This is a genomic window from Larkinella sp. C7 (assembly GCF_006149005.1).
GTDB lineage: Bacteria > Bacteroidota > Bacteroidia > Cytophagales > Spirosomataceae > Larkinella.
The window spans coordinates 669,446-682,815 of the sequence record NZ_VBSL01000001.1; the positions used below are offsets into that span (position 1 = coordinate 669,446).

Annotated in this window: 14 protein-coding genes; 11 read left to right on the plus strand and 3 right to left on the minus strand. The window is 52.2% G+C overall.

Going from position 1 to position 13,370, the window contains the following annotated elements:
• Nucleotides 1–26: 26 nt before the first annotated feature.
• Nucleotides 27–1,019 (minus strand): phosphotriesterase, encoded by a 993-nt coding sequence (locus tag FH871_RS02655; protein ID WP_138989774.1) that lies wholly within the window; start codon nt 1,017–1,019, stop codon nt 27–29.
• 17 nt (nt 1,020–1,036) lie between these two features.
• On the minus strand, nt 1,037–2,146 hold the full coding sequence (locus tag FH871_RS02660) for a lipopolysaccharide assembly protein LapB (RefSeq protein ID WP_138989775.1): 1,110 nt from the start codon (nt 2,144–2,146) through the stop codon (nt 1,037–1,039).
• A 113-nt stretch (nt 2,147–2,259) separates the two neighbouring features.
• Between FH871_RS02660 and FH871_RS02665 the strand changes: the two genes are divergently transcribed.
• From FH871_RS02665 to FH871_RS02685, 5 genes are read left to right on the plus strand one after another with little or no spacing between them, the layout of a single operon-like run.
• Nucleotides 2,260–3,495, plus strand: a complete 1,236-nt coding sequence (locus FH871_RS02665; RefSeq protein WP_138989776.1) for a pitrilysin family protein — start codon at nt 2,260–2,262, stop codon at nt 3,493–3,495.
• An 11-nt stretch (nt 3,496–3,506) separates the two neighbouring features.
• Nucleotides 3,507–3,983, plus strand: a complete 477-nt coding sequence (gene ispF / locus FH871_RS02670; protein WP_138989777.1) for a 2-C-methyl-D-erythritol 2,4-cyclodiphosphate synthase — start codon at nt 3,507–3,509, stop codon at nt 3,981–3,983.
• 46 nt (nt 3,984–4,029) lie between these two features.
• Nucleotides 4,030–5,181 carry an amidohydrolase family protein gene (locus FH871_RS02675; RefSeq protein WP_138989778.1) on the plus strand — a complete coding sequence of 384 codons (1,152 nt, stop codon included), beginning with the start codon at nt 4,030–4,032 and terminating at the stop codon, nt 5,179–5,181.
• Nucleotides 5,182–5,189: 8 nt separating this feature from the next.
• On the plus strand, nt 5,190–6,287 hold the full coding sequence (locus FH871_RS02680; protein WP_138990236.1) for a mandelate racemase/muconate lactonizing enzyme family protein: 1,098 nt from the start codon (nt 5,190–5,192) through the stop codon (nt 6,285–6,287).
• A 9-nt stretch (nt 6,288–6,296) separates the two neighbouring features.
• Nucleotides 6,297–6,854: a GNAT family N-acetyltransferase gene (locus tag FH871_RS02685; RefSeq protein WP_138989779.1), complete on the plus strand. Its 558-nt coding sequence runs from the start codon at nt 6,297–6,299 to the stop codon at nt 6,852–6,854.
• Between the two features lie 470 nt (nt 6,855–7,324).
• Here FH871_RS02685 and FH871_RS02690 read toward each other — a convergent pair whose 3' ends face one another.
• On the minus strand, nt 7,325–9,106 hold the full coding sequence (locus tag FH871_RS02690; protein WP_138989780.1) for an ABC transporter ATP-binding protein: 1,782 nt from the start codon (nt 9,104–9,106) through the stop codon (nt 7,325–7,327).
• A gap of 221 nt (nt 9,107–9,327) precedes the next feature.
• On the opposite strand from FH871_RS02690, the gene nusB reads away from it, so the two are divergent.
• The 6 genes from nusB (at nt 9,328) to coaE (ending at nt 13,305) form a co-directional block, all read left to right on the plus strand.
• On the plus strand, nt 9,328–10,497 hold the full coding sequence (gene nusB / locus FH871_RS02695) for a transcription antitermination factor NusB (RefSeq protein ID WP_229316979.1): 1,170 nt from the start codon (nt 9,328–9,330) through the stop codon (nt 10,495–10,497).
• Between the two features lie 62 nt (nt 10,498–10,559).
• Nucleotides 10,560–10,862: a YtxH domain-containing protein gene (locus FH871_RS02700; RefSeq protein WP_114404132.1), complete on the plus strand. Its 303-nt coding sequence runs from the start codon at nt 10,560–10,562 to the stop codon at nt 10,860–10,862.
• Nucleotides 10,863–10,946: 84 nt separating this feature from the next.
• A complete protein-coding gene (locus FH871_RS02705) occupies nt 10,947–11,384 on the plus strand; it encodes a DUF1573 domain-containing protein (protein WP_138989781.1) in 438 nt (145 codons plus the stop codon).
• Nucleotides 11,385–11,463: 79 nt separating this feature from the next.
• Nucleotides 11,464–11,781: a preprotein translocase subunit YajC gene (gene yajC / locus FH871_RS02710; RefSeq protein ID WP_114404134.1), complete on the plus strand. Its 318-nt coding sequence runs from the start codon at nt 11,464–11,466 to the stop codon at nt 11,779–11,781.
• A gap of 118 nt (nt 11,782–11,899) precedes the next feature.
• The gene (locus FH871_RS02715) at nt 11,900–12,688 is read left to right on the plus strand and encodes a hypothetical protein (RefSeq protein WP_138989782.1); all 789 of its coding nucleotides are present in this window, start codon (nt 11,900–11,902) and stop codon (nt 12,686–12,688) included.
• A gap of 8 nt (nt 12,689–12,696) precedes the next feature.
• A complete protein-coding gene (gene coaE / locus FH871_RS02720) occupies nt 12,697–13,305 on the plus strand; it encodes a dephospho-CoA kinase (protein WP_138989783.1) in 609 nt (202 codons plus the stop codon).
• Nucleotides 13,306–13,370 lie beyond the last annotated feature (65 nt).

Sequence of the window (13,370 nt, forward strand, 5' to 3'; positions counted from 1 at the left end):
AATTCTTAACTCTTAATTCTTAATTCTTAATTCTTCACTGAAAAAGCTTCCTTCGGATTTTCCTCCAGAATTTGCTTCCAGTCTTTCTTCGTAAATCCTTTGCGGTTTAAGACCGGCATCAACTGGTTGAATAAAACCGTATAATCCCGGCCGATGGAGCCGCCGTCGGGTTGCGCGGGATCATACCAACCGGCGTCGTGGGAGAGCAGCGTCCGGTGCAAAAACCGGTTTTCTTTCATCAGGAGCAGGGTATCGACGTACTGACTCACATTTTTCCCGTCCAAACCGTCCAGACTCACCCAGGCGCCTTCCCGAACGGCGCGGGCGTAATGCACCATGTTTTGGCCCTGCGCATGTACCCACACGAACGCCGATGGATCGACTCCTTCCTGTTTCAATACGTCAAGCTGCTCAAAGGCTGGCACATACGGCCCGGTGTGGGAGCAAATGGTCAGACCGGTGCGTTTGTGCGTCCGGGCGGCTGCCGTAATGAGTTTGCGGTGCAGTTCCGACAAGGGGCCGGGATTGACGCCGATTTTTAGAAAAGCAGGCCGGATGCCGGTACCTTCGATTCCGTTCTCGAACTCCGCCACCCAGCGATCGGCCAGTTGGTCGGCGGTTTCGGTCCGGGCGTGGGCGGGCAGGTATTTGTCATTCGAAGCCCCGTAATAACCGGTGTTCGTCAGAATTCTGACCCCTGATTTCTCCGATAATTCTTTCAGCAACAGGGGGTCGCGACCCAGGTAGGCGGGCGTACAATCGATCAGCGTCTGAACGCCCAGCTTCCGTAAGGTCTGCAAATACGGCAGCATTTTTGCCACCACCTCGGTCCGTTTCCAGCGCTCATAACTGATCTGGTCGGCCCCAATAAAATCGACCAGCATGTGTTCGTGAATGAGCGTCAACCCCAGTTCCGACGCCCGAACCGCTCCGGTTACGGTGTTGATCGTCGGTTTCTTTTGAAGAACCGGCCAAAGCCCGGCGGCAAATGAGGTTTTCAGAAAGGTCCGACGTTTCATCAGAATCGAATGGGTCGTTAGGATTTTAAAAACTTCCGGGCTTCCTGAATGGTCGACTTGTATTCGGCCATGCTCAACACCTTTTTGTACATGGACTTCGCCCGGTTCCGGTCGCCTGACTGGGCCGAAATTCGGGCTAAACCGCTGTAGGCGTGGGCTGTAAATTCTTTCGCAAAAACCTCGTCCACCGGCATTTTTAAAGCGTTCTGGTAATTTTCGGCAGCCAGTTTGTGGTTGCCGTTCATTTTTTCTTCGGTAATGCCTTCCAATACTTTTACCGGCATGGCCAGAAATTTCTGGGGAAGATTCCGCAACCGTTCGATGTAGGCCTGGGCATCGCGGTACCGACCCGACTGCACCAGCGCTTCGGCGCATCCCAGCGTAAAGATCGGGTTTTGCGGGTACTTATCTGCCAGCGGTTTCAGAAACAGGGCCGCGCGGGCTGGTTGGCTTTCGTGTTTCAGGTAAATATGACCCAAATAGAGCGCGGTTTCGGTCCGGGTGAAAACACCCCGGCGAACAGCCGTTTCCATTTGCTTCATTCCCAGCGCCATATCGCCATTCTGAAAAAAAAGCAGCAGCGGTTTCGACACCGGATGATCCAGCGGATAGCGCTCAATGTAGTAATTATAAAGCCCGGTTGAAAAATAAAATTCCGGATTTTTATCCATCAGTTTAAATCCCTTCCGCAAATAGCTATACGCCTTCTGCGCTTCACCCACGGCTTTCATCGTCTCGTTGTCGTAGTGGTTTTTCATCGCCAGATAGCCGTGTGAAGCCAGCGAAAAAAAGACACCCTCCGGATCGTTTTCATTGCGATCGAGCATTTTTTTCGACAGCGCAATGCCCTGATTCAGGTAGTTGACATACTGTGCAGTGGCATTTTTGTTTTCTTTCAACGGCAGATATTGCCAGTAGAGTTGGATGGCTTTCATCACCGGTACCACCGGATGCTGGGGGTATTTGGCTTTTACCTGCCGAATGTAGTCATCCGCTTCATCGAATTCGTAGTTGTAAATTTTATCGGTAGCCTTCAAAATAATCTGCTGAATACCAGCGTCATCGAGTATCTGGGCGAGAGCCGGCAAAGGGCCCGATAAGAAAAGCAGGAGCCAGAATTTTTTCATGGGAAGGTGTGTTCACGAGTTACGGGAATGTTCTTTTTTGAAGAATACAATTAGACCGTTACTTTTGTTAGTTCTCAAAACGCCTAACGACACCCCCACCGAAAAAGTTTGCCATGATTCGATTCACGCATTTTGTGTTAGATAACGGTTTAAAAGTCTACGTTCACGAGGACCCGACCAGCCCGATGGCGACGGTCAATATTTTGTACAATGTCGGGTCGCGCGATGAAGATGCGGGAAAAACCGGTTTTGCACATTTGTTCGAACACCTGATGTTTGGCGGCTCCCGCAACATTCCGAGCTACGACGAACCGCTGCAAAAAGTGGGGGGCGAAAACAACGCCTTCACCTCACCCGACATCACGAATTACTACATCACGCTCCCATCGGCCAACCTGGAAACCGCCTTCTGGCTCGAATCCGACCGGATGCTGGGCCTGTCGTTCGACCCGACGGTTTTGGACGTGCAGCAGAAAGTGGTGATCGAAGAATTCAAGCAACGTTACCTCAACCAGCCCTACGGCGATGTCTGGCTGAAACTCCGCCCACTGGCCTACCAGGTGCATCCGTATCAGTGGGCCACGATCGGCAAAGACATCAGCCACATCGAAACGGCGACCCTGGACGATGTAAAGCACTTTTTTTATACGCACTACCTGCCGAACAACGCCACGATGGTGGTGGGCGGAAACGTCACGCTCGAACAGGTCAAGCAACTGTCGAAAAAATGGTTTGAGCCCATTCCGGCGGGCAAGGTTCACGTGCGCAATCTGCCGCAGGAACCGGTGCAGACCGAAGCCCGGTTTCTGGAAACGGTCGCTGAAGTTCCCCTCAATGCGCTCTACAAAGTATACCACATGCCGGGTCGTTTCGCGGACGACTACTACTGCGCCGACCTGCTGAGCGACGTGCTGGGGCGGGGAAAATCGTCGCGGCTTTACCAGAAGTTGTTGAAAGAACAGGCGCTGTTCACCGGTATTTCGGCGCACTCGACCGGATCGCTGGACCCCGGTTTGCTCGTCATCAGCGGTTCGCTGAATCAGGGCGTATCGCTGGAAGAAGCCGATGCCGCTATTGAAAGCGTTGTGAATGAAATCGTTAGCCAAACCGTACCGGAAAACGAACTGGCCAAAGTGAAGAATCAGGCGGAAGCGACCCTGGTGTTTTCGGAGGTAGAACTGCTGAACCGCGCCATGAATCTGGCGTATGCGGCCAATGCCGGCAATGCGGACTGGGTGAATCAGGAAACGGAACGGATTCAGGCCATTACGCCCGACGCCATTCAGTCGATTGCCCAAAAACTGCTTCGGAAAGAAAACCGCTCTACCCTGTATTACCGGGCCGCTTAGGTCGAACTGTTATGAAAATTCGCGTAGGGCAAGGATACGACGTGCATCAGTTAGCCGAAGGCCGGGAATTCTGGCTTGGCGGTATTTTAATTCCGCACACACACGGCGCGCAGGGACATTCCGACGCCGATGTAGTCTGCCACGTGCTCTGTGATGCCTTGCTGGGGGCCGCCAATCTGCGAAACATCGGCTACCATTTTTCAGACAAAGATCCGCGCTGGAAAGGCGTCGACAGCAAGCTGCTGCTGGCCGAGGTGATGCGGATGATTCGCGAAAAAGGGTACGAAGTTGCGAACGTCGATGTGACGGTGGTATTGCAGGAACCGAAGTTAAATCCGTACATTCCGGCGATGAAAACCTGCCTGTCGGGCGTTATGCAAATCCCGGAAGACGATATTTCCATCAAGGCCACCACGTCCGAACACATGGGCTTTGTGGGCCGAAAAGAAGGCATTGCGGCTTTTTGCGTCGCGTTGATTTATTCCTGAGTTGGTACTGAAACCGTTTCATTTACACTCATTGACCCGATAAACGATGCTTTTATCTCTGCGAAATCTGCGCCACCTCACCGCGCTTTCGGCGTTTTCTCTCCTCATCCTGTCGGTCCGCGCACAGCCGAAAGTAGCAACCGCCAACGGCCCGATCGATTTTGAAGAGTATGAACCGGTTTCGACCCTGAAGACCCCGGAACACAAAATCACCCGCGCCAAATACCCCTTTATCGACGTTCACAACCACCAGTATGACATGGACCGGACGGATTTACGGAAACTGGTGACGCAGATGGACAGCCTGAACATGGGCATCATGGTCAATCTGAGCGGACGCGGCTTTACGTCGAACGTAGCCGAAAGCAGCACTTTTCTCGGCAATGCGCTGGCCAATGTGCAGAAGTCGTATCCCAAGCGGCTGGCGATTTTTACCAACATCAACTTTGCCAACCTGGGCGAACCCGGCTGGACGGAAAAGGCCGTCAAACTGCTGGAAGACGACATCAAAAACGGCGCAAAAGGCCTGAAAATCTATAAAAGTCTGGGTTTTAATGTGAAGGATACGGAAGGCAAACGCGTTCGGGTAGACGATCCGCGCCTGGATGCGATCTGGGCCAAATGCGGTCAGTTGGGCGTTCCGGTTTTGATTCACACCGCCGACCCGAAACCGTTCTGGGACCCGATGGACCGCTTCAACGAACGCTGGCTGGAACTGAAAACCCACCCCGGCCGGAAACGGTCGGAAAGCAACCCGGTTTCCTGGGAACAACTGATTGCCGAACAGCACAATGTATTTCGCAAACACCCGAAAACGACGTTTATCAACGCCCACATGGGCTGGTATCCGAACGATCTGGTGAAGCTGGACAGTCTGATGAAGGTGTTTCCGAACATGCTGGTCGAAATTGGAGCGGTTATTGCCGAACTCGGTCGCCAGCCCCGGGCTTCGCGGAAATTCTTTGAAAAATACCAGGACCGGATTCTGTTCGGAAAAGACAGTTGGGTGCCGTCGGAGTATGCAACGTATTTCCGCGTACTGGAAACCGACGACGAATATTTTCCGTACCACAAAAAATACCACGCGTTCTGGCGCATGTACGGCATGGCGTTACCCGACGAGGTGCTGAAAAAAGTCTATTACAAAAATGCCCTGCGGATCATTCCGGGCCTGGATAAATCGCAGTTTCCAAACTAACTATAATGCTGAAAATCACCCACATCGACATTTTCAAGCTTAATATTCCCCTGAAGGCTCCCATCGCCATTTCGTTGGGAACGATTGAAAATGCCCGAAATCTGCTCGTCCGGATTCACGCCGACGGGTTGGTGGGATGGGGAGAAGGCTCGCCGTTCTGGATGATTGTCGGCGAAACGCAGGAAACCGGTTTTGCAGCCGCCCGTGATTTTGGCAAACTGCTCATTGGGCAGAATGCGCTGGATATTGAAGGTAATCTGAACCGGCTGGACACTTATTTGCCCAACAACCCAACGGTAAAAAGTGCGTTCGATATGGCGCTATTCGATCTGGCTGCCCAGGCGGCCCGAATGCCGTTGTACGCGTTTCTGGGAGGAGAACGGTTTACGCTGGTCACCGACGAAACGATCTACCTCAATTCGCCGGAACGCATGGCTGACGACGCCGTTCGGATCAGGGAAAAAGGCGGTCTGGCGATCAAAGTGAAGCTCGGCACCAACCAGCGCGACGACATCCGGCGTGTGGAGGTGATTCGGGAAGCGGTGGGCGACGGCATTCCGATTCGGACGGATGCCAACCAGGGCTGGAATTACGTCACGGCGGTCAATGTGCTCAGAACCATCCAGGACTGGAACATCGAATACTGCGAACAACCCGTCAAGCACTGGGCCATTGCCGACCTGAAGCGACTGCGAACCAAGACGACCGTTCCCATCATGGCCGACGAATCGCTGTTCAACCATCGGGATGCCCTGCGGCTGGCGCAGGAAGAAGCCGTCGATTACTTCAACATCAAGTTGTCGAAAAGCGGGGGAATTTTTAACGCCCAGAAAATCAACGCCATTGCCGAAGCGGCCGGCATCCCGTGCATGATCGGTTGCATGTCGGAATCCCGGCTCGCCATCACGGCCAAAGCCCATTTTGCCTCCGCCCGGCGGAACGTTTCGTTCTACGATCTGGATGCGCCTTTTGAACACGCCGAAGACCCGGTTTTGGGGGGCGTTACGTACAGAGGTTACGAAATTGAATTGCCAACCGGGCCGGGAATCGGTGCCACCATTGACGAAACGTTTCTGGACGGTTTGGAGAGAGTTGAGATTCGCTAGTTGAACCCTATGATTACAATTACGACCGCTCAATCGGATCAGGATTTGCGGGGCATTCTGGATTTGCAGCAAAAAAACCTCAAGAAAGCGCTGTCTGCCGAACGGATCGAAAGTCAGGGATTTTTAACCGTTGAGCACACCCTGCCGCTGCTTCGACGGATGAATGAAGCCGCCCCCAGTGTAATTGCCAAAAACGATGATGAGGTGGTTGGTTACTGTCTAACGATGATCCCCGCATTCCGTAACGAAATCCCGGTTCTGGTTTCCATGTTCGACCTGCTCAACCAGCTTCCCTACCAGGACCAGTTACTCAGCCAGTCGAATTATGTGGTCATGGGACAAATCTGCGTGGCGGATGGCTACCGGGGTCAGGGGATTTTTGATCGGATGTATGGGTTGTTTCGGGAAAAACTGAGCCCCTCTTATTCACGGGCCATCACCGAAGTAGCAGCAAGCAACCGTCGGTCGAAACGGGCGCACGAACGGGTCGGTTTTCGAATCATTCACTCGCATGACAACCCGGTTTCTGCCGAAAGCTGGAATGTGCTGGTTTGGGATTGGCGGTGAAATCACCTTTCACTCTGGTAGGCATTTATTTCCGTCTGAATCTCTTCGGTTGTCATCTCAACGTCAGGCATTTCAGCATCAAGTTTTTCAAAGAGGTCGTCAAGCAACCGCACCTGCTATTTCCGTGCGATGATACGTCGGTCCTTGGCAGAGAAGGGCTCAAATGTTTTAATAAATTCGGTCTGTGTCATATCAACACACTAAATTAACGTGAATTATGGATGGGTTTGCCCCGGAGGGGCTCTCTGTTTATGTATAAATTAGCATAAGCTCCGGAGGAGCGTCCTGAAATCGCAAGGACGCTCCTCCGGAGCTTATGTTTGACCTGATCGCTTGAATACTATTGACAGAAGGCTCCGCCGGAGCCTGAGTAACCGTATTTTCCTGCGCGTCCCCGGTTTCGATCCATGCTACATTGGGCTCCGCTGGAGCCTGATTAACCGTATTTCACGTTAAATTACCAGAAATTTTTACACTTCCTCCGCCTGCAACTGCTTCTCGTACAGTTCGCGGTAAACGCCGTTGGCCGCCAGCAGCTCCTCATGGGTGCCATGTTCGACTACGTTGCCTTCATCGAGCACCAGAATTTTATCCGCCAGTTTGGCCGACGAAACCCGGTGGGAAATCACCACGGAGGTGCGGTTTTCCATGATCCGGTGGAGGTTATTCAGAATGATGTTCTCCGTATTGGTATCCACTGCCGATAAACAATCGTCCAGAATCAGGATTTTAGGGTCGCGGGCGATGGCGCGGGCAATCGAGAGCCGCTGTTTCTGTCCCCCCGACAAGGTAACGCCCCGTTCGCCAATCCGCGTATCGAACTGCTCGGGAAAAGCGATGATATTCTGGTATAAATCCGCGTCTTTGATGGCCTGCTCCACTTTCTCCTGCGGCAGGTCGGGCATCCCGAATTTGACGTTGTTGCTGATGGTTTCGGAGAACAGAAACACTTCCTGCGGCACGTAGCCCATTTGCCGGCGAATGCTCATCAGGCTGTAATCCTTCAGCGGAATCCCGTCGATCAGAATTTCGCCCTCGGTGGGGTCATACATCCGCGTGAGCAGATTGGCCAGCGAGCTCTTGCCCGAACCGGTGGTTCCCAGAATGGCGACGGTTTCGCCCGCTTTGACGTTCAGGCTAAAATCCTTCAGCGCGACAATGCCCGAATCGGGGTATACAAACCGCACATTCCGGAATTCCACCTCGCCCACGATCTCCCGTTCCAGCGATTTTTCGGAAACCAGATCGGTTTTCACGGCCAGAAACTCGTTGATGCGTTGCTGGGAAGCAGCCGCCCGCTGCGTCTGGCTCGTTGTCCAGCCGAGGGCCATCACTGGCCAGGTCAGCATGTTGACGTACAGGATAAACTCCATGATGTTGCCCGGAGTCAGCCGCCCGGTCAGAATTTCCTGACCACCGACATACACCACCAGCACGTTACTGAACCCGACAAGCAGCATGATCAGCGGAAAAAACAGCGAATCGACGCGGGTCAGTTGCAGGGATTTCTGTTTATAAACGTCACTTTCGGTGGTGAAATTGGCCGCCGAGTTGTCTTCGCGAACGAACGCCTTGAGCACCCGAATGCCGGAAAACGCTTCCTGAACAAAAGTGGAAAGCCGCGAAAGGCTCCGCTGAATTTCTTCCGAGCGTTTGATGATGATGGTATTGACGACATAAATCGCAATGGAAAGAACCGGCAACGGCAACAGCACGTAGAGACTCAGCCGGACGTTGATCGAAACCATGTAGCTGATTACCAGGATAAACAGCGTGATCAGGTTCAGCCCATACATGATCGATGGTCCAACGTACATCCGCACTTTGCTCACGTCTTCAGAAATCCGGGCCATCAAATCACCGGTGTTGTGCTGACGGAAAAAACTGAGGGGCAGCGTCTGGTAATGCGCGTAAATTTCATTCTTCAGGTCGTACTCGATATGCCGCGACATGACGATCAGCGTTTGCCGCACCAGAAACAGAAAGAAGCCTTTCAGGAGCGCCATCGCCAGAATCAGCAACCCGTAGAACAGAATGCTGAAGGCGAACACATCGTAGAGATTGCTTTGCAGGCGACTGCCGTTGTAGAGAAAATAAATATCCAGCGTTTCTTTCACCAGATCGAGCGAATACCGCACCAACTGCGCCGGAATAATCCCGAACAGGTTGGAAATGATGGTGAAAGCGGTTCCCCAAATGAGGTACCACTTATATTTCAGCAGGTATTTATTGAGGTGGGAAAGTGCTTTCACAAATCAGCAGGCGTCTTTCAATGAAACAAATCAGGGATATGGGCTGGTAACAGAAATCGGGCCGGAATAGTTTATCGACACGATAGGTTGACCGGTATTCGTCCTGAACCGGTATTTCGCCGGTGAAGACAAGTATAGTTCAAGACATTTTCCGTACTTTTGTACCCAATTACCAATCTTCGAAATATCGAACCGAGTTCTTTGTTTCTTGCCGGACCAGAATGCTAAACAGACGTTTATTGCGGATTAAGGTCATGCAGGCATTTTATGCCCTGCGACAATCCGAATTATCCAATCGGCAGGCTGCTGTCGATACCATTACCGAAACTTTTCAGCGTGACCTGAATTCAATGGAGGTGCAGAACCTCCAGCAATTGGAAGGCTACCGCCGACTGGCTACGGTTTTGTTTGAAGAAGGATTAAAAGAAGGAAAACCGCCCGAAGAGGAGGAAATACCGCGTAAAGTGCTGGTAGCCGCCAACCAGGCCCTGGTGGATTACCGGAACAGCCTGACTAAAGAACGGACACGGGTATTGCAGGCGCTGGTCGATGACGTTCGGACGCTCGACAACTCCCTCATCCGACTGCTGAGCCTGCTCCTGGAGCTGGCCCACGTGGCGCAGATTGACCGGGAACGAACCTACAAAAACCTGGATACCCGCCAGATTGCCAAAGAATCGGGACTGGACAGCAACCGGATTATCAAGGCCCTGCGCGAACACAAACCGCTGGAGGTCGAGCAGATTCGGCGGAAAATCGAGTGGGGCGACGACCGTCAGATGGTTAGGACCATCTACAACGATGTGCTGAAAGAAGACGACGTTTACCGCACTTACTGCGAATCCGAACAGCACACCGCCGACGAAGACCAGCAACTGGCGCAGCACGTTTTACGGAATGTGTTGCTGAAGCAGGAACCGGCCCGGAGCTTTTTCGAGGAAATGGACCTGAGCTGGTCCGAAAACAGCGAAATTGTGCGGAGTATGGCCATCAAAACGCTGAAATCCGTGCAGGGACCGGAAGGATTGAAACTCGTGGCGCTGACCGAAGATTGGGAAGAAGACCGGGATTTTCTGGAAACGCTGTACAAAAAAGCCCTGGAAAACGACGCCGAATACGAGAGCCTACTGGCCGAGCAACTGACCAACTGGGATGTGGAACGGGTGGCACAACTGGACAAAATCATTCTGAAACTGGCACTCGCCGAGTTGCTGAATTTTCCGAATATTCCGGTAAAAGTGACCATCAACGAATACATCGAACTGGCAAAGCTGTACAGTACGCCCAAAAGTGGCAAATTTGTCAACGGTATTCTGGACAGTTTATCCGAAAAACTAAAAACCGCCGGCCAGCTTCGCAAAAGTGGCCGTGGTTTGATGGACAATAAATAAGTTTACCCGTTTCCGGTTGTTTCTCGTTTATAAAGACGAACAACTGATAACTAAGTACGATTATGAGCAGAACAAGTCAAACCCTGATTGCCTTTGTAACGGGATGCGTAACTGGTGCCGCACTGGGTCTACTCTATGCGCCCGAGAAAGGCGCCGTTACCCGTGACCGGTTAACCTATCGTTTGTCAAAATACCGCGAACAACTTCGCTACCTGCTGGATGATGTGTTAAGAACCGATAAACTCCCCGAAAGCCTGGCCAAAACCGAGGGCGAACGGGTCGTGAGCGATGCCCGCGAGAAAGCGGAAAAACTGCTGGAAGACGTCGATCGTCTGATGGCGCAGATCAAGCAGCAGGGTGCATAACAAGCCTATCTAATGGTCAGGAAGTGAGCCGGTTACGACTAAGAATCAAATCCCTTCCTGACCCTCCATTTCGTTAAAAAAGTAATGAAAAACTTCCTCCTTAGTCTGGTTCTTCTCGCCGGTGTTACGGCCTGCAACCAGACCCAGAAAGACTCAACGAAAGAGTTGTCGGGCAAAATGCCTAAAATGGTTTTCACCGACACGGGTGTTTACGACTTTGGCGACATTACCGAAGGCGACACGGTATCACGGAATTTCAAGTTCAAAAACGAAGGTGAATTTCCGCTGATCATCAACAACATTCAGGCTTCCTGCGGCTGTACGACGCCCGAATGGCCTAAAAAACCGATCGAGCCCGGCCAGGAATCGTCCATCAAAGTGCTGTTCAACAGCCAGGGGAAACGGGGCGTTCAGAACAAAACCGTCACCGTTTACGCCAACACGGACCCGGCCTACAGCGAACTCGCTTTCCGCGTGATGGTGAATCCCCGGGATTCTAGCAGCACCAAAACTGCCCAATGAGTTATCTGTTGTTTAGTATCGGTAACTGATCCACGCAGCCTCCATCAAACCCATTCATTTTAAACCACTATTCGTCACAATGAATTTCCCCTCTATCTTAGCACAAGTACCGGGCGGCTCGTCCAATTCCATGGTTTGGAACATCGTCCTGTGGGTCGGTATTTTTGTGGTGTTTTACTTTTTCATGATTCGTCCGCAACAGAAAAAGCAGAAGGATCAGAAGAATTTCATTGAGAACCTGAAAAAAGGCGACGGCGTGGTCACCATTGGCGGTTTGCACGGCAAAGTATACGCCGTAGAAGGTACAACGGTGGTGGTGGAAGTGGACAAAGGCGTGAAACTGACGTTTGAAAAAACCGCCATCTCCCGCGAAGCAACGGTTAAATTACCGGCGTAATGCAAACGAATGATGAATGTAAAATGATGAATGATGAATATAAAAGTCTCTTAGCAAGCGTTAAACACTTTTACATTCGTCATTCATCATTTTACATTTAACATTAAAAATTCCCTTTGTGCCGCTAACCAACACCCAACCCCGCCCGGTTCAACTGCCGACACTCGTTTTGTGTCTGCTGGCGGCTGCCGTCATCTGGTTGCTGAATGCGCTCAACAAGAACAACTATACGGTCAGCGTTCAGTATCCGATTGAGTTTGTTTACGATCAGAAATTGTACGTTCCAACGACGCCCCTTCCCAAAACCATTACCGTCAGCATCACCGGCAATGGCTGGAAGCTGTTTCGGAAGTCGTGGCTGCCGTTTCGGTCGCAACCCATCCGGTATCCTGTTCCCCGCCCGCTCGAAACCAAATACATCAATACCGCTTCGCTGGCGGCCTCTCTGACCGACCACGCCAACGATGTTCGGGTCAATTTTGTGGCTGGCGATACGCTGGCGTTGAATTTCGACCGGCTGGCGGCCCAAGAAGTGCCGATTGTAGTCGACAGCACGGGCATCGATCTGGCCGAAAGCATGGTGGTTTCCAGTCTGATCAACGTTACCCCGCGTCGAATCCGGTTTGAAGGCCCGGCCCGCTTGCTTCGGGCCATGCCGGATACCATTAAAGTAAAAATTCCGGCCCGTCGGCTGACCCAAAGCTATGATGAGGAGTTGCGACTGCCCATCCCGCGTCATCCGCTCATTCGGGCCAGTGCCGACCAGGTTTCGGTTAGTTTTGAAGTGGCCGAACTCCTGCAGCCGCTTCCTCCACCCCCTCCTCCCCAACCCGTAAAACCGGCCAAGTCGACCAAATCGGAAAAAACCGGGAAATCTGCCAAAGCCAAATCGGTCCGTAAAAAATGAGTCAATCAGTGAAAAGACCCTTGTTAATTGGGGTTACGGGCGGAATTGGTTCCGGAAAAACCACGGTTTGCCGCATCTTCGAAGCCCTCGGGATTCCCGTTTATTATGCCGATGAACGCGCCAAATGGCTGGTCGATCACGATGCCATTCTTAAATCGGACGTGACGCGCCTGCTGGGATCGGAAGCGTATGACGAAGCCGGGCATTACAACCGGAGTTGGGTGGCCGCTCAGGTGTTTGCCAAACCCGATTTGCTGCTGCAACTCAACGTCCTGATTCATCCAAGGGTGTATGCCGATACCGAGCTTTGGGCGCGTGGTTATGCCGACAAACCGTATCTGATCAAGGAAGCGGCTTTGCTGCGGGCTGCGGGTGAAGATGGCAATAACCTTGACAAATTGATTGTGGTACAGTCGCCGTTGGAGCTTCGTATTCACCGCATTCACCAGCGCGATCCGCACCGCTCCGCGCAGGAAATCAAGAACATCATCAGCCGACAGATCAGCGATGAAGAGCGGGTTGAAATGGCCGATTACGTGGTCTACAACAACGAGACCCAACTGCTGATTCCCCAGGTTTTGCGGCTCCACGAAACCTTCTGCCAGACCGGTTTATAATCCGCCTTTTTTTATAAGATTATTTCCTCGCCTACTAGTTGTTTAAGTGCCAGCGGCACATAATG

Coding starts and splice junctions, on each gene's coding strand:
- FH871_RS02665 (WP_138989776.1), top strand. CDS start 2,260: ATGATTCGATTCACGCATTTTGTGTTAGATAACGGTTTAAAAGTCTAC.
- FH871_RS02675 (WP_138989778.1), top strand. CDS start 4,030: ATGCTTTTATCTCTGCGAAATCTGCGCCACCTCACCGCGCTTTCGGCG.
- FH871_RS02655 (WP_138989774.1), bottom strand. CDS start 1,019: ATGAAACGTCGGACCTTTCTGAAAACCTCATTTGCCGCCGGGCTTTGG.
- FH871_RS02705 (WP_138989781.1), top strand. CDS start 10,947: ATGAAAAACTTCCTCCTTAGTCTGGTTCTTCTCGCCGGTGTTACGGCC.
- FH871_RS02685 (WP_138989779.1), top strand. CDS start 6,297: ATGATTACAATTACGACCGCTCAATCGGATCAGGATTTGCGGGGCATT.
- FH871_RS02700 (WP_114404132.1), top strand. CDS start 10,560: ATGAGCAGAACAAGTCAAACCCTGATTGCCTTTGTAACGGGATGCGTA.
- FH871_RS02660 (WP_138989775.1), bottom strand. CDS start 2,146: ATGAAAAAATTCTGGCTCCTGCTTTTCTTATCGGGCCCTTTGCCGGCT.
- ispF (WP_138989777.1), top strand. CDS start 3,507: ATGAAAATTCGCGTAGGGCAAGGATACGACGTGCATCAGTTAGCCGAA.
- nusB (WP_229316979.1), top strand. CDS start 9,328: ATGCTAAACAGACGTTTATTGCGGATTAAGGTCATGCAGGCATTTTAT.
- yajC (WP_114404134.1), top strand. CDS start 11,464: ATGAATTTCCCCTCTATCTTAGCACAAGTACCGGGCGGCTCGTCCAAT.